Below are 20459 nucleotides of genomic sequence, written 5' to 3' on the forward strand. Positions count from 1 at the left end.
GGCGGTCAGACGGGGGTCGCCGGGTCGAAGGTGCGGCCTGTGAGCTCCAGGAGAGGAACCTTCCTCTCCAGCTCTGTGAGCGATCCGTGCTGGCCTACCATCTCGCGCACTCCGGGGCCGCTGCGCCTCGTGTCGAAGAAAGCGATGTCATCGCGCGCCGCGATGATGACATTTCCGATGCGCGGCAGGGCCGTGTCGTTCACGGGGCCGAACCATCCCGCGTCGACGGCTTCCTGACGGGTGAGCACCCAGGCGGACTCTCCGAGGGCGCGGCGCCATAGGTCGGCGATCTGCCCCGGATCGGCGTGGGGAAGCGTGTGCAGGTACATCATCCGTGGGTCTCCGGCTGTGTGCTCGACTCCCCCGAGCAGGTCCTCGCGCTCTGCGACGTCTATGCCCGCAGCGTGCGGCACGTCGACCATGCCGTGGTCCGCCGTCAGCAGCACGGTCGCCCTCTCGCCGAACCGCTGCGCCAGCTGCATGCTGAATCGCTCGGCCGCGGCGTTGAGTCCCTCAAGGTATTCGCGCCAGCGCGGTGAGGCTGTTCCTTCTCGGTGGCCTGTTCGGTCGAGCTCGTCGACGTAGAGGTACACCAGCAGCGGGGTGGCCGGCCCGCGCCGAGTTCCCCCTGACTTCCGGTGCCCGCCGATCCAGTCGGCGGCGGCGGCGAATCGATGCTCGATGCGCTCAGCGCCCCGGAACTCCCCGCCTGAGAGTGATGCGCGGGTCAGCTGGGAGCTCCGGAACTGCGGCCGTGAGACGGTGAGGACCTCAGCCCCCGCGGACTGCGCCCTCTGGAGCACCGTGGGATGGGGCTGCCAGGATGAGGGGTCGAGGTCGTCGGGCCAGCCGCTGAGCATGTTGACCACGCGCCCCAGATGTGGGGCGTAGAGGTCGTAGCCGAGCATTCCTGTCTCCCCCGGGGTGAGCCCTGTGCCGAGGGAGGTCAGTGAGACGGCCGTGGTGGCTGGAGCCCCCACATCCAGGGTTCGGGCGCTTCGGCCGCTTCGCCAGGCTGAGGCGAGAAAGCGTGCGTGCCCGGTGTGCCGAGCCAGATTCTCGTCGCCGAGCCCGTCGACCATGACGACGACGGCGATGCTGGACTCGGGCACTCCGAGCCGGTTCTCAAAGCCCTCCACGCCCAGAGCAGCGGCTGCGGACGTCATGACGTGGCGCAGGTGGGCGCCGGCGTAGTCGGGCGGAGCCGGAAGTGCGGTGGCCATCAGCGGGTCTGGTGCACCTGGGCCCGCCGCAGGGCCCGGACGAACGCCCGGGCCTCCCGGACAGCTGTGTCCCCCTCGGCCGTAGAGGCGATGCGCAGGGTGATGTCCTCGGGAGACACGTTCCCTGTGTCGCCGTGATCAGCCATGCACTCGGGGTTGCCGCAGTCCGCAGGCATCGTGTCGAGCCGAGCGCCGCCGGACCAGTTCATCGTCAGTGTGACTTCGATCAGGCCTCGGTCCGGCCGGAAGTTCTGGGGGCTCCTGTGGACTTCGGAGAGGATCACTGAGCCCATTCGGGCCACCGGCACCACCTCTGTCGAAATGCGCGCCACAACCTCCCCCGAGCTGCGTCTTCCGCCGTCGTCGTGGGCGAAGTTGGGATCTTCGTCGGCGTCGTGATCGTCCAGGTGTGCGACGACCACCACATTGTCGGCCAGGGCGAGCACGGTGATGTGGCGGTGGACCTCCTCCATATCGAAATGGGTGTCCACGTGAACGATCTGGTGGCTCGCTTCACGTCCGTCGAGAGCCTCGGCGACCGTGTGGTGCACCAGGTCTGGGTAGAAGCCGCCTCGATCGATAGCCTCTTTGAGGCTCCGGGTCAGAGTCATAGAGGCCATCGTATCGCCGCCGCTCGGCCCCGAGGATCTGCGCTGAGCAGAAAGGGCGCGCCAAGTTCGCTCCGGCAGGGGGCATTCTGGATAATGGCGGGGTGCTTCAGACCCGACCAGCCTCCTCCCCAGCCGCACGCTCCGCCGGTGGGAACGCCACGTTCCACCACCGCAACGCTGCCCTTCTCTCAGTGACGGAGGTTGAGGCGCCGGTCGTCGTATCGTCCAAGGATCTCGACGCACGCCTGGCCGACGCCCGCAAGCGGCTGAAGCTTCCGGCAGGACTGCTCCAGCGCGTCGCCGGGGTCCGGGCGCGGCGCAACTGGCGCAGCGATGACGAGGTCCGCACGGGCACCGTTGAGGCCGCGCGCCGAGCGCTGAAGGCGGCTGGGATATCCGGCGAAGACGTCTCCGTCATGATCAACACCTCGGTCACTCGGGAGCACTTGGAGCCATCGGTGGCGGTAGGCGTCCATCATGAGCTGGGCCTGCCGAGCTCCGCGATGAACTTCGACATCACGAATGCGTGCCTGGGCTTCGTCAATGCTATGACGCTGGGCAGCTCGCTGATCGATGCGGGCCAGGCGCGCTATGTCCTCATCGTGAATGGAGAGGACGCTCGCCGAGTGCAGGATGCCACGATCGAGCGCATCAACACCCTGGAGCACGTGGCCCGCGACGACTTCATGAAGGAGTTTGCGTCGCTGACGCTTGGGTGCGGCGCCGCCGCAGCGGTGATCGGGCCGGCGGACGAGCATCCGGAGGGTCACCGGATCAAGGGCGGAGTCACGCGTGCGGCCACGCAGCACCACGAGCTCTGCGTCGGCGACCATCGGGGTATGTTCACCGATGCCCGAGGCCTTCTGGAAGGCGGCCTGGAGCTGGTCATGGACGCCTGGGAGGACGCTCAGGAAGACTTCGACTGGAACGGCATGGATTCCTATGTGACCCATCAGGTCTCCCAGCTGCACACGTCGTCGATCATCAAGGCGGCGAAGCTGGACAAGAAGAAGGTGCCCGTCACCTACCCGGAGCTGGGAAACGTGGGGCCCGCATCCCTGCCGATCACGTTGGCGAGGGAGGAGGCCGCAGGCCGCCTGGAGAGGGGCTCGCGCGTCCTCTGCATGGGGGTAGGGTCGGGTCTCAACACAGCAATGGTCGAGATCGAATGGTGAGGCACTGATGGCGAGCTTCCCCTGGTGGCGCAGCATTCCGGCTGCCTCTGCGCGGCTGCCCTTCAAGACGCTCACCGAGACTCCCCTGCCGGGGCTCGACCCCGCCTGGTCGCGGCTCGTGACAGCCAAGACCGACGACGGGGAGCACACCTTCCACGTCCTTGACACGGGCCCTGAGCTCGCTGCCCGGGGGATTGAGGCCACCGGCACCATCCTGGCTGTGCACGGCAACCCGACCTGGTCATACCTGTGGCGCAGCGTGCTGGCGGCGTCGCTGCAGCAGGCACGTCCCGGCCACGCGTGGAGAGTCATTGCGCCGGATCAGCTGGACATGGGGTTCTCCGATCGCCTCGAGCACACTGAGCCTCCCTCCGCCTTCGCCTCCGGGTATCGGCGTCTCGAGGAGCGGCTGGGGGATCTTGACGGGCTCATGGACGAGCTCGACGTCGACGTCTCACATCCCTTGGTGACCCTCGGCCACGACTGGGGCGGAATCATCTCCTTGGGTTGGGCCGTCCGGCACAGCAACGTGGTCGACGCCGCCGTCTCGCTCAATACTGCGGTCGATCACCCCTCGGGCGAACCGGTTCCGCCGGCGCTGAGGGCGGCAATGTCCCCTGCGGTGCTTCCTTCGGCCACCGTGCTCACAGATGCGTTCCTGCGCACGACGTTGGCCCTCGCCGCACCTCAGGGATCGGCCAAGGGGCTTCCTCCGGAGGTGGCTGCCGCGTACCGCTCCCCCTATGTCTCCCGACTGGGTCGAGGCGGCATCGGAGGATTCGTGGCCGATATTCCGGCGCTGGCGGCACACAGCTCCAGGACGGTTCTTGAGGAGATCTCCAGCGGTCTGAGCGCCTGGGACAAGCCGACGCTTCTTCTGTGGGGGCCCAAGGATCCCGTCTTCCGGGATCGCTATCTCGCCGACCTGCGTGAACGCGTCCCGCACGCTGACCTTCACCGCTATGAGGGTGCGAGCCATCTTCTCATCGAGGATCGAGACCTGACCGGCCCGCTCTTTCAATGGTTGGGGGATGTCTTCGGCGCATCTCACGCACCGGCTGAGCAGCGCCAGTCCCCTCCCCCGGCAGGTGAGGTCACCCCGCTCCACCACCAGCTGACTGAGCTGACGTTCACGTGGCGCCGCACCGAGCCTGCTGCGGTCGACATGACTCGTAGCGGCGAATCCGTGACCTGGGGTGAGCTTAGGGAGAAGGTTGAGGCTCTGGCCGTCGGCCTGCACGAGCAGGGTGTTCGACGCGGGGACCGTGTGTCGCTGCTGGTGCAGCCCGGCAACGATCTGACCGTCATTCTGTATGCCCTGCTCCGCCTCGGGGCGGTGGCTGTGGTTGCTGATGCTGGGCTCGGAGTCAAGGGTCTGACGCGGGCAGCACGCAGTGCGCGCCCCGCGTGGGTGATCGGTGCGCGACCGGGTCTGGCGGCCGCGCGTGCGCTGGGCTGGCCGGGCCGCAGGATCAGTGTGTCGGCCCTGTCCGACCGCCAGTCCGCCCTGCTGGGCACTGAAGCGTCCGTGGAGAGGCTGCTGCGACGTCACGCCGGCGCGCTTCTGGATCAGGTGCCGCGTCCTGAGCCCAGCGATGACGCCGCGATCCTCTTCACCTCCGGCTCAACGGGGCCGGCCAAGGGCGTGCGATACACCCATGCGCGGCTCGGTGCTCTGGTGGCCCTGCTTCGTCGGACCTTCGACGTGAAGCCGGGCGCCTCGCTGATTGCAGGCTTCGCTCCCTTCGCTCTGCTGGGGCCGGCCATCGGGGCCACCTCGGTGACGCCGGACATGTCGGTGACCAAGCCCGCGACTCTGACCGCGTCTGCGGTGGCTGATGCTGCCCTGGCCGGCGAGGCGACGATGTTCTTCGGATCCCCTGCGGCACTGCGGAATGTAGTGGCGACTGCCGGCGACCTGTCGGCGAAGCAGACCAAGGCGCTGAGGCACATCAGGCTTGTCCTTTCGGCGGGCGCACCCGTGCACCCGGACATTCTCGACTCGGTGCAGAGCATCTTCCCCTCAGCGGAGATTCACACCCCCTACGGCATGACCGAGGGTCTGCTCCAAGCGGACATCACGCGCGATGAGGTGCACGAAGCGATGTCCACAGGCCAAGCCGGCGTCTGTGTGGGCCGACCGGTGAAGGGCGTCCGCTTTGCCGTGGCGGCTTTGGATGAGCTGGGGAGGCCCTCTGAGGAGCTCAGCGCCCCCGAGGATGCCGTCGGCGTATTGGGCGAACTGGTGGTCTCCGCCGCTCACCTCAAAGCGGGCTACGACAGGCTGTGGCACACCGAGCGTCGGTCGTCCCGCGATGACGCCGAGGGGCTGCGCTGGCATCGCACGGGCGACGTCGGCCACGTCGACGCAGCCGGCCGGCTGTGGATCCAGGGCCGCCTGCAGCATGTGATGACGACAGCCGAGGGTCCCTTCGGCCCCGGCGTGGTGGAGACCCCCGTCGATTCGTTGGACGGCGTCGCCCGCTCGGCCACGGTCGGGGTGGGGCCCGAGGGCGCCCAAGCTGTCGCAGTGATCGTGGAGCCGGAGTCCGGCGCCTCTCTCTCGTATGGGTCCTCGCCTCTGGCCTCGCCCGAATTCTCAGCCCGCGTGCGCGAGATTTCCCCCCTCGCGGTCTCTGCGGTGCTGGTGGTCGAGGAGCTTCCCACCGACATCAGGCACAACTCGAAGATCGAACGCGGAGTCCTCGCAGAGTGGGCCGAACGGGTCCTGGCGGGAGAGAAGGTGGGTTCGCCATGAGTCCGGCATTTGCTTCTGAGCTGCCTGTGGGCTCCCGAGTGCTGGTGACCGGCGCTTCGGGGCTGCTGGGACGCAGCGTCGCCCGTGGGCTCCTCGAAGCGGGCTTTGAGGTGCGGACGTTCCAGCGGTCCGCGTCCGGCGTCGATGGGGCCGAGGACGTCCGAGGTTCGCTGACAGAGCCGGTCGATGTGGCGTCTGCTGTCCACGGCCAGGACGCTGTGGTCCATATGGCGGCCAAGGTGTCGGTCTCCGGCAAGCACGAGGACTTTGAGAACGTCAATCTTCGCGGCACGGACACACTCTTCGAGGCTGCCTGGGGCGCCGGGGTGGAGCACGTGCTGCACGTGTCCTCCCCAAGTGTGGCGCATGCCGGTTCGTCGCTGATCGGGGCCGAAGCAGGGCGCCCGGATCCTGAGCATGCTGAGGGAAGCTACGCCGTGACGAAGGCGCAGGCTGAGCTGATCGCCGAGTCCTACGCCGAGGTGGGCATGAAGGTGCTGGTTCTGCGTCCTCACCTGGTGTGGGGTCCCGGCGACGGTCAGCTCACCAAACGGATCGTCGATCGTGCGCGCTCAGGAAGGCTTCCGCTGCTCGGCACGGGCGCGCCGCTGGTGGACACCCTGTACATCGACAATGCCGTGGATGCGTTCGTCGCCGGCCTCCGACGCCTGCCGCAGATTGCCAAGGGGCCGGTGGAGGACCGCAGGCTTGTCGTCACCAACGGCGAGCCGCGGCCGATCGGTGAGCTTCTGGCGGGCATCGCCCAGGCCGGTGGCGCGAAGGCTCCCTCTATGAGGGTTTCGCCGGCTGCGGCGAAGGCTGCTGGCTGGGTGGTCGAGAAGCTGTGGGCTGCCACGGGTCCGCACGCCGATGAGCCGCCTATGACCCGTTTCCTTGCTGAGCAGCTCTCCACAGCACACTGGTTCGATCAGCGACGCACGCGTGCGATCCTGGACTGGACGCCGCAGATCACCCTCGACGAGGGGCTGGAGCGCCTGGCCCGTCATGTGCGGCGAACTGGGCAGGTCCTCTGATCCTCAGGCCGTGACGAGGATTCCGTCCTCGTCGCTCCACAGCGTTGCTCCGGGACGGAACGTCACGCCTCCGAAGCTGAGGACCGAGTCCGCTTCTCCTACGCTCTGCTTGGCCGACTTCCTCGGATTGGTGCCGAGCGCACGGACTCCTATCGTCAGCTGCGACAAGGCGGTTTTGTCCCGCACCGCACCGTTGATGACCACTCCAGTCCAGCTGTTCGCCAGCGCGGCCTCGGCGATCATGTCCCCCATCAGGGCAGACTCGAGCGACCCGTCTCCGTCGACCACCAGCACGGCGCCGTCACCCGGACCGTTGAGGATGGACTTCAGCAGGCCGTTGTCGCGATAGCAGCGCACGGTGCGGATCGGGCCGGTGAAGCGCTGCAGACCTCCGAGGTTCTGCATCTGCAGGGGCAGGGACTGCAGGGATTCGTCCTCATCGTAGAGGTCGCAGGTGCTGAAGTCTGAGTTCATGGCTTCCCTTCTCGACGTCTTTGTCGTACCCCCGCATATTACATACGACGCTCAGTATCTGGAGATCACCCGGCGTGGAGAATCGGTGCGCTGGTCCGGCTCGCGCAGGTGCACCGACGCGTGAAGAACACGGACCCCCTCCGGCGAGGCTAGCAGAGGAGTGAGCTCCAGTCGCGAGACTTCCGAGTGGTTGTCCTTCAGCGAGGCGATGCGCTGAACCACGTCCTTGACTGACTCCATGTCCACGCGGGGCAGTCCGCGGTGGCCTGTCAGCTTGACTGCGGCCTTCGGTCCTGTGACGAGCTGGTCGAGGTCCTGATCGGTCATCGGAGGGACTGCGTACGCCCAGTCCTGGAGCAGGTCGGACGCATCGCCCGACATGCCGAATGACACAACGGGTCCGATGAGCGGGTCCTCGAGTCCACGGACCGTGCAGGCCTGCCCGGTGGGAGCCATCGCCTGAACCTCCAAGTCAGGCTCATCGGCAGCATTCGATCCTGTCAGCGGCGCCAGTGTGCGGCGCATCTCGACGACAGCGCGACGCAGGTCCGCCTCGTCCTCCAGTCCGAGCTGGACTCCCCCGAGGTCGAGCCGCTGCCTCAGGTACGGATGCGTCGTCTTCAGGGCCACAGGGAACCCGATTCGGCGGGCGGCATCGCAGGCCTCGTCAGCTGTGGCCACCCGGGCTGCACCCATGAGCTCGATTCCGTAGAGGCCGAGGAGCTCCTGCGTCTGCTTCTGATCGAGCAGGGTCTCCCCCTCTGCAGGGACCCAGTCGGCGATGAGTGCCTCTGCCGCGCGGTAGGCCGCCGAACCCTCCAGCCCCTCGGGCACGACGGGCTCGCCGACTCCGCGCTCGCGCCAGGTGCGGTAGGCCGCGATCTTGCTGAGCACAGTCACCGAGCGTGCCGGCGAGGAGAAGACGGGGACTCCCTGCTGCAGGGCACCGTCTTCGATGACGGGTCCGGCGTTGCCGATGAAGTTCAGAGGCACATGCGGATCGGTGACCCCGATGAGGGACATGACCATGGGCTTCGTCTGCTGACGTGCTACGTCGGAGATGGCGCGATAGAAATCATGCTGCGCGCCGGGGATGGTGGGCTGCAGGCAGAGCGCCACCGCGTCGACTGAGTCGTCGTCGAACTGCGCCTGCAGCGCCTGCTGAAGGGCGGCTCGAGCCTCGTCCTCAGTGCCTTCGATGCACAGGTCCGGGTCCACGCGGGTGGGGTCGAGCCCTTCGGCTTCGGCGGAGTCGGCCAGAAGTCGGCCCATGGAGGGCGAGTTGGTGAGGATGCCGAGTCGCGGGCCGGCGGGTATGGGCTGAGTGGCGAGCACTTGGAGCACGTCCATGAGCGAGTCGCTGTTGGCTGTCTGGATGACGCCCGAGCGTTCGAGCATGGCGTCGACTGCCGCGGGCGGCGCCGCGGTGGTGCGTGTCTCATGGCCGGGAGGCACCCGCACACCCATCAGCTCCGACTTTGAGACGACCACGGGTTTCGCCTGCGAGAGTCGTCGGGCGATTCGCACGAATTTTCTCGGGTTGCCGAAGGATTCGAGGTGGATGCCTACGGTGCGTGTGGCTGAGTCGTCTTCGAAATGCTGCATGGCGTCGTTGCCGGATACGTCGGCCCTGTTGCCTGCCGAGATCGCCGATGTCACACCCAAAGAGCGTCTTTGAGCCTGAGCTATGAGGGAGAGGCCCATGGACGCCGATTGGCTGAAGATTCCGGCTCCTCCGCGGATGGGCATCTGAGGCAGCCGCGAGGCGTTGAGCCGCACGTCGGGGTCAGTGCTGATCAGTCCCATGGACGCCGGGCCGACCAAGCGCATTCCGTAGCTGCGCGCCAGCCGGACGAGTTCGCGCTGATGGTCTCCGCTGGTCTCCGTCACGATCAGCACGCCTTTGACGCCGGCCCGGCCGCAGTCGGTGACGGCGGCGATCATCCGGTCAGGCTCGGCGGCGATCACCGCGAGATCAATCTTTGGCTCAATGTGGTCCAGCATCGAACGCGACGACGCATCGTCGTCAGTTCGTTCGTACGCTTCGGGGCTGACCGAGTGCACGCCGCCTGTGAACCGTGCCTCCATGAGGTGATGGAGGAGGTGGTAGCCCACGGAGCCGTAGAGCCGGGAGCTGCCGATCACCGCGACCTGCTGCGGATTCAGCAGCTGAGCCACGCTCTGAGCCTCGGCCCGATGCTCCCGTGCTTCCATGACCTGGCGGGAGCGGTCATTGGGATCGATGCTGAAGCCGACGAGTATGACGTCCTCCTCGAAGCTGCGATCGATCTCGTAGCCCGCCTCATGGAACACGGAGAGCATCTTCCGGTTGGCGGGGAGGACTTCCGCTGAGAAGCGGGTGAGTGCGCGCTCTCGGCCTGCCGCGGCGAGGTGCTCCAGAAGGATGGAGCCCACGCCCCGCCCCTGGTGCGCGTCGGAGATGTAGAAGGAGACTTCTGCCTCGTCAGTGGAGCCGATGCGGTCATAGCCGCCCACACCGATGATGTCACTTTCGCCGGAGCGGTCAGCCACCAGAACGACCAGGCAGACCCGATCCGCATGGTCGACGTCGGTGAATCGCTCCAGCTCAGCAGCTGAGAGGCTCGGCTTGTAGGAGAAGTAGCGCAGGTATCTTGACGACTCCGACTGCTCCGCGTGCATCCGCTGAAGCCGCGGGGCATCCTCCTCCCAGACAGGGCGCAGCTGCGCCGCAGCGCCGTCGCGCAGGACGACATCGGCCTCCCAATGGGCCGGATATCCACGCCGAGCTGCCGTTGAACCCATACGATCAACTGTAGCCGCCGCCGCGGCGTCATCGTCTGCGATGATCGAACACGCCGAACCTGAGGGATCTGAAGCACCAGCCTATGGCCCGCCGCAGCACTGAGACCGCACCCCCGGTGACCCCGGAAGACAACATCACCGACATCGACGTCTCTTCGGAGATGGAGACCTCATTCCTCGAGTACGCGTACTCGGTGATCTACTCAAGGGCCCTTCCCGACGCAAGGGACGGCCTGAAGCCGGTGCAGCGCCGCATCCTGTACATGATGTCCCAGATGGGTCTTCGCCCCGAGAAGGGTCATGTGAAGTCGGCGAGGACCGTCGGTGAGGTGATGGGCAAGCTCCATCCCCACGGCGATTCCGCCATCTATGACGCTCTGGTGCGCATGGCGCAGTCCTGGGCGCTGCGCCTGCCGCTGGTGGACGGCCACGGCAACTTCGGGTCCCTGGATGACGGCCCGGCCGCTTCGCGCTACACCGAAGCGCGTATGGCTCCCGCTGCCCTGGCGATGACCGCGGACCTCGATGAGGATGTCGTGGACTTCGAGCCCAACTACGACAATCAGCTCACGCAGCCGTCTGTTCTTCCCAGCGCATTCCCCAACCTCCTGGTCAACGGGGCCAGCGGCATCGCTGTGGGCATGGCGACGAACATGGCCCCGCACAATCTCCGGGAGGTGGTGTCCGGGGCCAAGCACCTCATCCTTCACCCCGAGGCGACGCTCGAAGAGATGATGGAGCTGATCCCCGGCCCGGACTTCCCCGGAGGCGGACGCATCGTCGGCCTGAACGGCATCCGAGATGCTTACAGGACGGGGCGAGGGTCCTTCAAAGTCCGCTCGAAGACGCGTATTGAGCAGGTCTCCCCCCGGCGAACCGGCATCATCGTCGATGAGCTTCCCTACATGGTGGGGCCCGAAACGGTGATCGAAAAGGTCAAGGAGGCGGTGCAGGCCAAGAAGCTCGCGGGGGTGTCGGATGTTCTGGACCTGACGGACCGCAAGCACGGACTGCGCATGGTCATCGAGCTCAAAGCCGGCTTCAATCCCCAGGCGGTCCTCGCGCAGCTGTACAAGCTCACGCCTCTGGAGAACAGCTTCGGCATCAACAATGTGGCTCTGGTGGACGGGCAGCCTCGCACCATGGGCCTGCTCGAGCTGCTGCAGGTCTACGTGGATCACCGCATCGACGTGGTCCGGCGTCGCACAGCGTTCCGCCTCTCCAAGCGACGGGACCGTCTGCATCTGGTCGAAGGGCTGCTGATCGCCATCGTGGACATCGATGAGGTCATCCAGATCATTCGTGCCGCTGAGGACGGACCTACGGCGAAGCAGCGGCTCATGACGGTCTTCGATCTCTCCGAGGCGCAGGCTGAGCACATCCTGGAGCTGCGGCTCAGGCAGCTCACTCGCTATTCGACTCTCGAGCTGGAGAAGGAGAAGCAGCGGCTTGAGGAGGAGATTGCACACCTCGCCGCGATCTTGGACTCTGAGGAGGTCCTGCGGACCACTGTGGCTGACGAGCTCGACAGCATCGCCGACAAGTACGGCGACGAGCGTCGGACTGAGCTGGTGGAGACGGAGGACGCGGAGCCTGTGCCTGCTCTCACGCCGGCCAAGGGTGAGGATCCTGAAGCCGCGCTGCGGATCCCGGACGCTCCGTGCTGGGCTGTGCTCTCCACCTCCGGCATGCTCGCTCGCACCGCTGATCGTGCGCAGCTGGTGCACCCGGGACGGCGCAGAAAGCACGACGCGCTGAGCTCCCTGGTCCCGGCGACCGCTCGTGAGGCAGTCGGCGCCATCACCACGGCAGGTCGGATGATCAGGCTCTCTGTGATGGACATGCCCGTTCTGGAGGTTGCAGGCGGCACCATCAACCTGAACCAGGGCGGAAAGGCGAAGGACTACTTCAGCCTGGCGCGCGGGGAGCAGGTGGTCGGGCTGGTGCCCCTTGAGAAGGTCCTTGCGGTGGCCACGGCCCAGGGGCGCATCAAGCGGATCAATCCTGACTACCCGGCCAACCGGGATGAGTGGGAGGTCATTGCTCTGAAGGAGAAGGACACGGTGGTGGCCGCCGTCCCGTCCGCTGATGAGTCCGACCAGATGGTCCTGATCACTGCGGGCGCTCAGCTGCTCAGATTCGGCGCCGACAAGGTTCGTCCGCAGGGGCGTACCGGCTCGGGCATCGCGGGCATCAAGCTGGCGCCGGGCGACGAGGTCATCGGGTTCGGCGCCATCCCCGCTGCGGTGGCTGATGCTCCCGGTGCCGCGGTGGTGGTGACGGCGGCAGCCGGTGACGGCACCCTGGAGGGCCTGGAGAGCGGGACGATCAAAGTGTCTGAGCTTTCTGAGTTCCCCATCAAGGGCAGGGCGACGGGAGGTGTGCGGGCACATCGGTTCCTGCGCGGCGAGGAGCGCCTGATGGTCGGCGCGGCCGTTCTTGCGGCTCCTATGGCTGCGGACAGCTCGGGCTCCGCGCGCACACTCCCGGCGGAGATGGCCAGGCGCGACGCTTCAGGCGTGGCTCTGGAGCAGCGGATCACCGCGGTGGCGTCGAGCCCTGAGGCGCTCTCATCGGTCTATGCCCCCGAGGCATAGGTAACATTCGACACACTTTTACTACAGAGCGTAGAAGAATGGTGATTTCAGCAGTATCGTAGTAGTGCGTTGCTGAAAGGAGCACCGAATGATGGCCAGTCTCGGCGAACTTGAGCGTCAGGTGATGACATTGCTGTGGGACACGGGCTCCCAGCTGTCGGCCAACGATGTGCGTGATGAGCTGGATGACGCCCTCGCTGTCACCACAGTCCTCACGGTGCTTTCCCGTTTGGAGAAGAAGGGCCTCGTCCGGCGTGACCGCGGGTCTCGCCCCCACCGCTACACGGCAGAGGCTTCACGCGAGGACCACACCGTGGAGATGCTCAACGAGGTGCTCGGCCAGGCCGGTGACCGCGAAGCGGTCCTCGCTCGGTTCATCGGCGGCGTTTCGGAAGAGGAAGCGGCTGCGCTGCGCCGCATTCTGAGCTGACGCACGGCCCTCACCTCAGCAGATAGAATCTTCGCTCAGTGGAGATTCTTGCCCTTGGCCTCGCCCTGCTAGCCGTTGCCCTTGCTGTGCCCGTTCCTATGCTCCTTCATGAGGCGCCGGCCAGGGCACGCTCTCCATGGGTCTGGATGGTGCTCTGGCAGGCTATTGCGCTGAGCGGCGGACTGTCCATGGTGGGCTCGCCGATCATCTACGGGCTCTCGCCGTTCGGATCATCGTTCCCGGAGGCAGTTGGGACCGCGGTCGAGCTGACCACCGCAGAGGACTACGAGGCCCTGGCGGCCATGGATGTCCACCCCTGGCACATCTTCGCTCTCTGCCTGGGCCTTGTGCTGGGAGCCCATCTGCTGCTGACTCTGGCCCGGACGTTCTACCGGGTGCGCAGGGCCCGAGCGCGTCACCGCCAGATGGTTCAGCTCCTCTCGACGCCGCTGCGCTCCCCCTCCTTCGGAGAGATGACGAGCGTTCCCGACTTCGATGCCCAGGTGATCGAGCACGACGCTCCCCTGGCCTACTGCCTTCCCGGGCGGACGAACGCCGGCTCGGTGACTGTGCTCTCGCGAGGCCTCCTGGACCAGCTCACCGATGCTGAGCTTGCCGCGGTGGTCGCGCATGAGCGGACGCACCTGCGTCAGCGGCACCACCTGCTAACCATGGCCTTTGAGGCGTGGTACCGCGCTCTCCCCTGGCTTCCGACGACCCGCTACGGGCGTGAGGCCGTTCTGGAGCTCACCGAGATGCTGGCCGACGACGGTGCGCTGGCCGAGCACGGCAGTGATGTGCTTCTGCGGTCCATTGCCACCACAAGCACCTCAGGCGACGGAACGCGGGCCGATCTTCAGCCAGGCGATTCGGGACTCATCACCGGCATCAGGCTGCAGCGGCTGCTCACGCGGCCCCGTCCTCTGGCGTGGCCTGCGTCAGCCGGCCTGCTTGCGGTGAGCGCTCTGCTTCTCGTGGGGCCGACGACGCTGATCCTTGTCAGCTGACTGCACAGTCTGGCGGAGGCTCTAGTGATCGGGGCTGTCGGACTGCTTTCGTTCGTACCGCCAGGCGAAAAGACCGATCACTGTCCATATGACGGCGAAGAGGCTCAGAAACACCGGGGCGAAGCTGAGCCCCAAGTCCAGGGTGAGGTTCAGGAGCACCATTCCGAGCGCCCCCAGCCCGAAGAGGACCGCGAGGGTGAACAGGCGCCGCACTTGGCTCTCTTGGGGCGGGGGCTGCTGCGTCATGATGATTTCTCAGGTGTTGTTGGCCAGGAAGTCCTCAGCGCCGCCCACCAGCTCCGTATGGGCCTGCTCGAGACCCTCTCGGTTCACGATGGAGGCGATCTCGGCCGCGAACTCCTCAACGGTGTAGAGGCGGCCGGCCGCGTCGCGGCGGGCTTCGAGAGCGCCGGGCTGTGCCCGATCAAGGAGGGTCGCAGTGATGGTGCCTTCGATCATGTCGCCGGAGACCACTGTCAGCGAGACGCCCTTCTCATCGAGCTCAGGCGTCATCTCCCGGAGGGCATCCTCACCAGCGCGCTTGGAGCGGGCCACGGGCTCGTATGCGTCCATCGTTGCTGTCTGGTTGATGAAGTGGGCCTGGTGGCTGGTGACGAACACAATCTGGGAGCCGCGCGGCATGACCTCAAGTGCGGTGCGCACCAGGTTCACCTGCGCATCGCGGTTGAGCATGAGCGCGTAGTCCTCACCCCGGTCGGACTCCATGCCCCCGGACGCGTTGAGGATGAGCAGGTCGAGACTGCCGAAGTTTTCGACGGCCGCGTCGACAAGAGCCTGTGCTCCCTCGGCCTCGGTGATGTCGGCCTGGACCGGGACCGCGCGGCCGCCGGCCTCCTCAATGCCCTTGACAACCTTCTTGGCGCGCGGCGCCTTGGCGCGATAGTTGACGACAACGCCTGCGCCGCGCTCTGCCACGAGCTGAGCGGTGGCGGCGCCGATGCCGCGGGAGGAGCCGGTGATGACGGCTCCCCTGCCGGCGAGATCCTGTGAAGTCATGCGATCAGTCCTTTCGAGATTCTGTCAGTGACCCATGCCGAGGCCGCCGTCGACCGGGATGACGGCCCCGCTGATGTAGGCGGCGTCGTCGGAGCCGAGCCAGGCGACAACTTTGGCGACCTCTTCGGCTTCGGCGAACCGTCCGGCAGGGATGGACTCCAGGTATTTCTTCTGGGTGTCCTCGTCCAGTGCATCAGTCATGTCCGAGCGGACGAATCCGGGCGCCACCACGTTGGCTGTGATTCCGCGGCCGCCCAGCTCCCGAGTCAGGGACCTGGCCATGCCCACCAGGGCCGCCTTGGAGGAGGCGTAGTTGATCTGCCCGGGCGTGCCGTAGAGGCCCACGACGGAGCCGATCAGCACGATTCGCCCCTTCTTCTGCTTCAGCATGCCCTTATTGGCGCGCTTGACGACGCGGAAGGCTCCGGTGAGGTTGGTGTCGAGAACCTCGGAGAAGTCGTCCTCGCTCATACGCATCAGAAGCGTGTCACGAGTGATGCCCGCGTTCGCAACCAGGACCTCGACTGGACCGTGGGCCTCCTCGACCTGTTTGAAGGCGGCGTCGATGCTCGCAGAGTCGGTCACATCTGCTGCGACCCCGAGGGCTCCTTCCGGGGCTTCGCCGCTGCGTGTGGTGACGGCGACCTTGTCGCCGTTGGCGATGAAGGCTTCGGCGATCGCCCGGCCGATGCCACGATTTCCGCCGGTGATCAGTATGGATCGATCGCTCATGTGTCTCCTGCTTCGTGTCTGCCGGTCTGCCGGTGCTCACCCTATCGGGGCCGCAGGGGTGAGCGGTAGAATAGGACAGATGTCAGAACCCGTTTACTCCGTCACCGACGCGCCGATGCGCCACAGTGTGGAGCAGAGATCACGGATGGTGGCTTACACCGTCCAGATGAGCCTGCGCATGGTGTGCTTCCTGCTCGCGGGTCTTACAGCGGTGGTCTGGCAGTCATGGTGGGCCGCCGTCTTCGTCGTCGCAGCCATTATTCTGCCCTACACCGCGGTGGTCGGCGCCACGGCCAGCGGGGATCGGTACCTCGGGGCGGCCCGCGAAGGCGTTGATCCGCAGCGGCAGCTGACCGCGGAGCATGAGGAGCCCGAGGATGAGCCCCGCCAATGGTGGGAGGAGCAGCCCGAGGAGCCCGTGGGCGTGCAGAGCGGGGACACAGTCATTGAAGGTGAGATCGTTTCCGGCGAGGTGGAGAGGGGTGAGCCGTAATGGATCTGCTGGGCTCCCTCTCGTCTGGCGCTGAAGGCCCTCAGGCGCCGGAATGCTCCCGCAAGGGATGCCGCGAACCTGCCGCTTGGAAGGTCCTGTGGAACAACCCCAAGATTCACGACGCAGAGCGTCGCAAGATATGGCTTGCATGCGGTGAGCACCGGGATTGGCTGGAGCAGTTCCTGCAGGCTCGGCTGTTCTGGCGATCCACTGAGCCGCTTGAGGCTGAGCCGTCCCAGGCTGTCCAGGGGACTCAGGAGTGACGGACTTTCGTCAGCGGTATTCGTTCTTGGCCTCACCCACCTGGATCGGGTGGTTCGCGGTCTGCATCCTCTTCATGGTGGTCTGCTACTTCTTGGGCCAATGGCAGTGGGACCGCCGAGATGCCGCATTGGATGAGATCGGGACCATCCAGGCCAACTACGATCAGGGCCCCATTCCCTACTCAGAGGCCCGGGACATCTTCGCCTCTGCTGATGAGGACGATGAGTGGAAGAGCGTGGAGCTCGTCGGCGAGTATCTGGCGCAGGACCATCTCTTCGCCCGCAACCGTGCGAACTCCGGGCAGGTCGGCTACGAGCAGGTCGTGCCCTTCCGTGAGGCCTCGACGGGTGACGTGGTGATCATTTCCCGGGGCTGGCTTGCCCCGGGAAGCGAGGACGGATCGCTGCCTGCGTCGAACCCTGAGCCGCCGAGCGGGCAGGCCGAGGTGACGGTGCGGATCAAGCCCGGCGAGCCTGAGATCGGCCGTGATGCGCCCGAGGGCCAGCTGGCGTCCATCGAGCTTGACGAGATTGAGGATCAGGTCGGCTACAGCGTCATGGGCGGCGCCTACGGAGAGATGTTATCGGAGTCTCCGCAGCCGGCTGAGCAGCCTCGGGGATTCGCTCGTCCCAGCGTGGACGAGGGGCCGCACCTGGGCTATTCGATGCAGTGGATCGCGTTCGGCATGCTCAGCTTTGTCGGCTGGGGCTATGCGGCCCGCCTGCAGGCCCGGAGCAATGACGTGGCTTATGCGGAGGAGGACGACGGTGAGCTGCCGGCGGGCATACCTAAGCGTGAGGTTCTCAGGCGCGCACGGGCCGAGCGGATGCGTCAGCAGGGACGCCTGACGGATGAGGATGCCGAAGACGCCTGGGTCGACGAGCATATGGCGGGCCGGTGAGGACGGGCCTCACTCCAGCTGGATGAGGTCCTCGTACTCCGCTGTGTAGAGGTCTTCGACGCCGTCGGGAAGCAGCACGACGCGTTCGGGGTCGAGCGCTTCGACGGCACCGGGGTCGTGGGAGATGAGGACGACCGCGCCTTCGTAGGTCCGCAGCGCCGCGAGGATCTCTTCGCGGGAGGCTGGGTCGAGGTTGTTGGTCGGCTCGTCGAGCAGCAGCACGTTGGCCCTGGAGGCCACGAGTGTGGCCAGGGCCAGGCGCGTCTTCTCGCCTCCTGAGAGCACTGACGCCGGTTTTGCGGTGTCGTCCCCGGAGAAGAGGAAGGATCCGAGGATCTTTCGCTGATCTGTGTCGTTGAGGCACGGTGCTGCCGTCTTCATGTTCTCCAGCACGGAGCGCTCGGTGTCGAGGGTGTCGTGCTCCTGGGCGAAGTATCCGAGCTTGAGCCCGTGACCGGAGATGATGTTCCCGGTGTCGGGCTCGGCGGTTCCTGCGAGCAGCCGCATGAGCGTTGTCTTGCCGGCGCCGTTGTATCCGAGGATGACGACGCGTGAGCCGCGGTCGATGGCTAGATCGACTCCGGTGAAGATCTCGAGGGAGCCGTAGGACTTCGAGAGAGATTCCGCCATAAGCGGGGTCTTGCCGCAGGACTGGGGCTCTGGGAAGCGGATTTTGGCGACCTTGTCGGTGGCCCGCTCCCCTTCGAGGCCGCGCATCATGCGCTCAGCGCGCTTGAGCATGGATTGGGCGGCAGTGGCTTTGGTCGCGGTGGCCTTCATCTTGTCAGCCTGCTGCCGCAGCTGGGAGGCCTTCTTCTCCGCGTTGGCGTATTCGCGCTTGCGCCGGGATTCGTCCTGCTCACGCTGGACGAGGTACTTCTTCCAGCCCATGTTGTAGACGTCCACCGTTTGGCGCATGGCGTCGAGGTACAGAACCTTGTTGACGGTGTCTTCGATGAGGTCGACGTCGTGGGAGATCATCAGCACTCCGCCGGGGAAGTTCTTGATGTGTTCGCGCAGCCAGGTGATGGAGTCGGCGTCGAGGTGGTTGGTGGGCTCATCGAGCAGCAGCGTCTCGGCTTGGGAGAACAGGATGCGGGCGAGCTCGACGCGCCGGCGCTGACCGCCGGAGAGCGTGTGCAGCGGCTGGGTGAGGATGCGTTCAGGGAGGTCGAGGTTGGCGCAGATGGTTGCTGCTTCGGCCTCGGCGGCGTATCCCCCTCCTGCTTGGAATTCGTCTTCGAGGCGGGCGTAGCGCTTCATGGCTTTCTCTTGGACGTTTCCGTCCTCTGAGGCCATGCCCTTCTCGGCTTCGCGCAGCTTGGTGGTGACCTGGTCGAGGTTTCGGGCCGAGAGGATGCGTTCGCGCGCGAGCTGGTCCATGTTCTCGACCTTGGGGTCCTGGGGCAGGTACCCGATCTCTCCGCGGCGTTCGACTGTGCCGTCGGTGGGCTGTCCGGCTCCGGCGAGGATTCGGGTCATGGTGGTCTTTCCCGCCCCGTTTCGGCCGACGAGCCCGACTTTGTCCCCTGCGTCGATCCGGAAGGAGACCTCGTCCATGAGCAGGCGCGCGCCGACGCGCAGTTCGAGGTTGGACACGCTGATCAAGGGTTCTGCTCCAAAGGGGGTTGTTGAGGGTGCGGGAGGCCCGTGTCAGTGTACCGGGCTGGGGTTGGTGCGTTCCGGGCACGACAGCGGCCCGGTCCCTGTCGGGAGCCGGGCCGCATGTGCGCGGTTTCAGTGTGAGGCGTGGAGCCTGATCAGATGTTGAATCCGAGGGCCCGCATCTGCTCGCGGCCGTCGTCGGTGATCTTCTCGGGGCCCCATGGCGGCATCCAGACCCAGTTGAGCCGCCATTCGTCGACCATGGTGCCGATGTTTTGGCCGACCTGCTCCTCGAGCACGTCCGTCAGGGGGCATGCGGCGGTGGTGAGTGTCATGTCGATCACCAGAGCGCCGTCCTCCTCGTAGCGGAGGCCGTAGAGCAGTCCGAGGTCTACGATGTTGATGCCGAGCTCGGGGTCGATGACGTCTTTGAGCGCCTCTTCGACGTCCTCGAGCGGCGCCTGTGTTGCGGTGTCAGTCATGTACCGCTCCTTTCTCTGCATTCAATCCTGCGCGTCATAACGATGTCGCACAAGGGTTGATTCCTCGTTGAGGGAAATCAGGCGGCTGCGAGGAACCGGTCGTAGCCGTTGGCTTCGAGCTCGTCTGCCAGCTCGGGGCCTCCCTGCTCGGCCACTCGGCCGTCCACGAAGACGTGGACGTAGTCGGGCTTGATGTAGTTGAGGATGCGCGTGTAGTGGGTGATCAGCAGCGTGCCCATGCTGTTGCTCTCGTGGGCGCGGTTCACGCCTTCGGAGACCACGTGCAGGGCGTCGATGTCGAGGCCTGAGTCCGTTTCGTCCAGGATGGCGAACTTGGGCTTGAAGAGCTCCAGCTGGAGGATCTCCACGCGCTTCTTCTCACCGCCGGAGAAGCCTTCGTTGACGTTTCGGTTGGCGAAGTCGGCATCGATCTTGAGCTTCTCCATGGCGTCCTTGACCTCTTTGGTCCAGGTTCGCAGCTTGGGCGCTTCGCCTTCGATGGCGGTCTTGGCGGTGCGCAGGAAGTTGGTCATGGTGACGCCGGGAACCTCCACGGGGTACTGCATGGCCAGGAAGAGTCCTGCCTGGGCCCGCTCGTCGGGTCCCATCTCCAGGACGTCCTCACCGTCGAGGGTGATGGAGCCAGAGGTGACCTCGTACCGGGGGTGGCCTGCGATGGTCGAGGCCAGGGTCGACTTGCCGGAGCCGTTGGGCCCCATGATGGCGTGCTTCTCACCTGAGGTGATGCTCAGGGTGACGCCCTTCAGGATCTCTTTGGAGCCCTGCTCGGTCTCGATGGAAACGTGGAGGTCCTTGATCTCAAGGGTAGACATGTCAGTGTCCTTTTCTGTGTCTGGGAAGTGTGCGGGCGA

At 66.0% G+C, this 20459-nt stretch carries 19 protein-coding genes; 9 read left to right on the forward strand and 10 right to left on the reverse strand.

The genetic code is table 11. The annotated features are described in order from the left end of the window. Positions 1-5 precede the first annotated feature (5 nt). Both FS388_RS12685 and FS388_RS12690 read right to left on the reverse strand, forming a co-directional pair. The gene (locus tag FS388_RS12685; protein WP_246836223.1) at positions 6-1223 is read right to left on the reverse strand and encodes an alkaline phosphatase family protein; all 1218 of its coding nucleotides are present in this window, start codon (positions 1221-1223) and stop codon (positions 6-8) included. Next, on the reverse strand, positions 1223-1834 hold the full coding sequence (locus FS388_RS12690) for a DUF5998 family protein (RefSeq protein ID WP_146341742.1): 612 nt from the start codon (positions 1832-1834) through the stop codon (positions 1223-1225). Before FS388_RS12690 ends, FS388_RS12685 begins: the two co-directional genes overlap by 1 nt. Positions 1835-1935: 101 nt before the next feature. Between FS388_RS12690 and FS388_RS12695 the strand changes: the two genes are divergently transcribed. Genes FS388_RS12695 through FS388_RS12705 form a run of 3 tightly spaced genes read left to right on the forward strand, consistent with a single transcriptional unit; the run spans position 1936 to position 6801 of the window. After that, a complete protein-coding gene (locus FS388_RS12695) occupies positions 1936-3009 on the forward strand; it encodes a 3-oxoacyl-ACP synthase III (RefSeq protein ID WP_146341743.1) in 1074 nt (357 codons plus the stop codon). A 7-nt stretch (positions 3010-3016) separates the two neighbouring features. Beyond that, on the forward strand, positions 3017-5767 hold the full coding sequence (locus FS388_RS12700) for an alpha/beta fold hydrolase (protein WP_146341744.1): 2751 nt from the start codon (positions 3017-3019) through the stop codon (positions 5765-5767). Beyond that, positions 5764-6801: an NAD(P)-dependent oxidoreductase gene (locus FS388_RS12705; protein ID WP_146341745.1), complete on the forward strand. Its 1038-nt coding sequence runs from the start codon at positions 5764-5766 to the stop codon at positions 6799-6801. Before FS388_RS12700 ends, FS388_RS12705 begins: the two co-directional genes overlap by 4 nt. A gap of 3 nt (positions 6802-6804) precedes the next feature. On the opposite strand, the gene rraA is transcribed toward FS388_RS12705, so the two are convergent. Further along, positions 6805-7275 (reverse strand): ribonuclease E activity regulator RraA, encoded by a 471-nt coding sequence (rraA, locus tag FS388_RS12710; protein WP_146341746.1) that lies wholly within the window; start codon positions 7273-7275, stop codon positions 6805-6807. Positions 7276-7326: 51 nt separating this feature from the next. After that, a complete protein-coding gene (locus tag FS388_RS12715; RefSeq protein ID WP_146341747.1) occupies positions 7327-10059 on the reverse strand; it encodes a GNAT family N-acetyltransferase in 2733 nt (910 codons plus the stop codon). 83 nt (positions 10060-10142) lie between these two features. Between FS388_RS12715 and FS388_RS12720 the strand changes: the two genes are divergently transcribed. The 3 genes from FS388_RS12720 (at position 10143) to FS388_RS12730 (ending at position 14093) form a co-directional block, all read left to right on the forward strand. After that, positions 10143-12656: a DNA topoisomerase (ATP-hydrolyzing) subunit A gene (locus FS388_RS12720; RefSeq protein WP_146341748.1), complete on the forward strand. Its 2514-nt coding sequence runs from the start codon at positions 10143-10145 to the stop codon at positions 12654-12656. A gap of 91 nt (positions 12657-12747) precedes the next feature. Continuing rightward, positions 12748-13086, forward strand: a complete 339-nt coding sequence (locus tag FS388_RS12725; protein WP_146342033.1) for a BlaI/MecI/CopY family transcriptional regulator — start codon at positions 12748-12750, stop codon at positions 13084-13086. Between the two features lie 38 nt (positions 13087-13124). Then, on the forward strand, positions 13125-14093 hold the full coding sequence (locus FS388_RS12730) for a M56 family metallopeptidase (protein ID WP_246836224.1): 969 nt from the start codon (positions 13125-13127) through the stop codon (positions 14091-14093). 21 nt (positions 14094-14114) lie between these two features. Here the strand turns inward: FS388_RS12730 and FS388_RS12735 are convergent, their stop codons facing one another. The 3 genes from FS388_RS12735 to FS388_RS12745 are packed head-to-tail and all read right to left on the reverse strand — an operon-like array spanning position 14115 to position 15842. Further along, positions 14115-14339 carry a hypothetical protein gene (locus tag FS388_RS12735; RefSeq protein WP_146341749.1) on the reverse strand — a complete coding sequence of 75 codons (225 nt, stop codon included), beginning with the start codon at positions 14337-14339 and terminating at the stop codon, positions 14115-14117. 9 nt (positions 14340-14348) lie between these two features. After that, complete coding sequence (locus tag FS388_RS12740) at positions 14349-15110, reverse strand: SDR family oxidoreductase (protein ID WP_146341750.1); 762 nt, start codon at positions 15108-15110, stop codon at positions 14349-14351. Between the two features lie 24 nt (positions 15111-15134). Then, a complete protein-coding gene (locus tag FS388_RS12745) occupies positions 15135-15842 on the reverse strand; it encodes a beta-ketoacyl-ACP reductase (protein ID WP_146341751.1) in 708 nt (235 codons plus the stop codon). A 79-nt stretch (positions 15843-15921) separates the two neighbouring features. On the opposite strand from FS388_RS12745, the gene FS388_RS12750 reads away from it, so the two are divergent. From FS388_RS12750 to FS388_RS12760, 3 genes are read left to right on the forward strand one after another with little or no spacing between them, the layout of a single operon-like run. After that, complete coding sequence (locus tag FS388_RS12750) at positions 15922-16335, forward strand: DUF3099 domain-containing protein (protein WP_168198714.1); 414 nt, start codon at positions 15922-15924, stop codon at positions 16333-16335. After that, positions 16335-16598, forward strand: a complete 264-nt coding sequence (locus FS388_RS12755; RefSeq protein ID WP_146341753.1) for an acetone carboxylase — start codon at positions 16335-16337, stop codon at positions 16596-16598. Before FS388_RS12750 ends, FS388_RS12755 begins: the two co-directional genes overlap by 1 nt. Next, positions 16595-17500: an SURF1 family cytochrome oxidase biogenesis protein gene (locus FS388_RS12760; protein WP_246836225.1), complete on the forward strand. Its 906-nt coding sequence runs from the start codon at positions 16595-16597 to the stop codon at positions 17498-17500. Before FS388_RS12755 ends, FS388_RS12760 begins: the two co-directional genes overlap by 4 nt. Positions 17501-17509: 9 nt before the next feature. Here FS388_RS12760 and FS388_RS12765 read toward each other — a convergent pair whose 3' ends face one another. From FS388_RS12765 to sufC, 3 genes are all read right to left on the reverse strand, one after another. After that, the gene (locus FS388_RS12765) at positions 17510-19108 is read right to left on the reverse strand and encodes an ABC-F family ATP-binding cassette domain-containing protein (RefSeq protein ID WP_146341754.1); all 1599 of its coding nucleotides are present in this window, start codon (positions 19106-19108) and stop codon (positions 17510-17512) included. A gap of 152 nt (positions 19109-19260) precedes the next feature. Further along, complete coding sequence (locus FS388_RS12770; protein WP_146341755.1) at positions 19261-19587, reverse strand: metal-sulfur cluster assembly factor; 327 nt, start codon at positions 19585-19587, stop codon at positions 19261-19263. Positions 19588-19664: 77 nt separating this feature from the next. Then, positions 19665-20420, reverse strand: coding sequence for a Fe-S cluster assembly ATPase SufC (gene sufC, locus FS388_RS12775; RefSeq protein WP_146341756.1), 756 nt, complete (start codon positions 20418-20420; stop codon positions 19665-19667). Between the last annotated feature and the right edge of the window lie 39 nt (positions 20421-20459).

Source organism: Nesterenkonia sp. NBAIMH1 (genome assembly GCF_007922635.1).
Taxonomy (GTDB): Bacteria; Actinomycetota; Actinomycetes; order Actinomycetales; family Micrococcaceae; genus Nesterenkonia; species Nesterenkonia pannonica.

Excerpts from the sequence above, each read along its gene's own strand:
- rraA (WP_146341746.1), bottom strand. The coding sequence starts at position 7,275 with ATGAACTCAGACTTCAGCACCTGCGACCTCTACGATGAGGACGAATCC.
- sufC (WP_146341756.1), bottom strand. The coding sequence starts at position 20,420 with ATGTCTACCCTTGAGATCAAGGACCTCCACGTTTCCATCGAGACCGAG.
- FS388_RS12740 (WP_146341750.1), bottom strand. The coding sequence starts at position 15,110 with ATGACTTCACAGGATCTCGCCGGCAGGGGAGCCGTCATCACCGGCTCC.
- FS388_RS12690 (WP_146341742.1), bottom strand. The coding sequence starts at position 1,834 with ATGACTCTGACCCGGAGCCTCAAAGAGGCTATCGATCGAGGCGGCTTC.
- FS388_RS12685 (WP_246836223.1), bottom strand. The coding sequence starts at position 1,223 with ATGGCCACCGCACTTCCGGCTCCGCCCGACTACGCCGGCGCCCACCTG.
- FS388_RS12700 (WP_146341744.1), top strand. The coding sequence starts at position 3,017 with ATGGCGAGCTTCCCCTGGTGGCGCAGCATTCCGGCTGCCTCTGCGCGG.
- FS388_RS12720 (WP_146341748.1), top strand. The coding sequence starts at position 10,143 with ATGGCCCGCCGCAGCACTGAGACCGCACCCCCGGTGACCCCGGAAGAC.
- FS388_RS12750 (WP_168198714.1), top strand. The coding sequence starts at position 15,922 with ATGTCAGAACCCGTTTACTCCGTCACCGACGCGCCGATGCGCCACAGT.
- FS388_RS12770 (WP_146341755.1), bottom strand. The coding sequence starts at position 19,587 with ATGACTGACACCGCAACACAGGCGCCGCTCGAGGACGTCGAAGAGGCG.
- FS388_RS12745 (WP_146341751.1), bottom strand. The coding sequence starts at position 15,842 with ATGAGCGATCGATCCATACTGATCACCGGCGGAAATCGTGGCATCGGC.
- FS388_RS12725 (WP_146342033.1), top strand. The coding sequence starts at position 12,748 with ATGGCCAGTCTCGGCGAACTTGAGCGTCAGGTGATGACATTGCTGTGG.
- FS388_RS12735 (WP_146341749.1), bottom strand. The coding sequence starts at position 14,339 with ATGACGCAGCAGCCCCCGCCCCAAGAGAGCCAAGTGCGGCGCCTGTTC.
- FS388_RS12715 (WP_146341747.1), bottom strand. The coding sequence starts at position 10,059 with ATGGGTTCAACGGCAGCTCGGCGTGGATATCCGGCCCATTGGGAGGCC.
- FS388_RS12705 (WP_146341745.1), top strand. The coding sequence starts at position 5,764 with ATGAGTCCGGCATTTGCTTCTGAGCTGCCTGTGGGCTCCCGAGTGCTG.
- FS388_RS12755 (WP_146341753.1), top strand. The coding sequence starts at position 16,335 with ATGGATCTGCTGGGCTCCCTCTCGTCTGGCGCTGAAGGCCCTCAGGCG.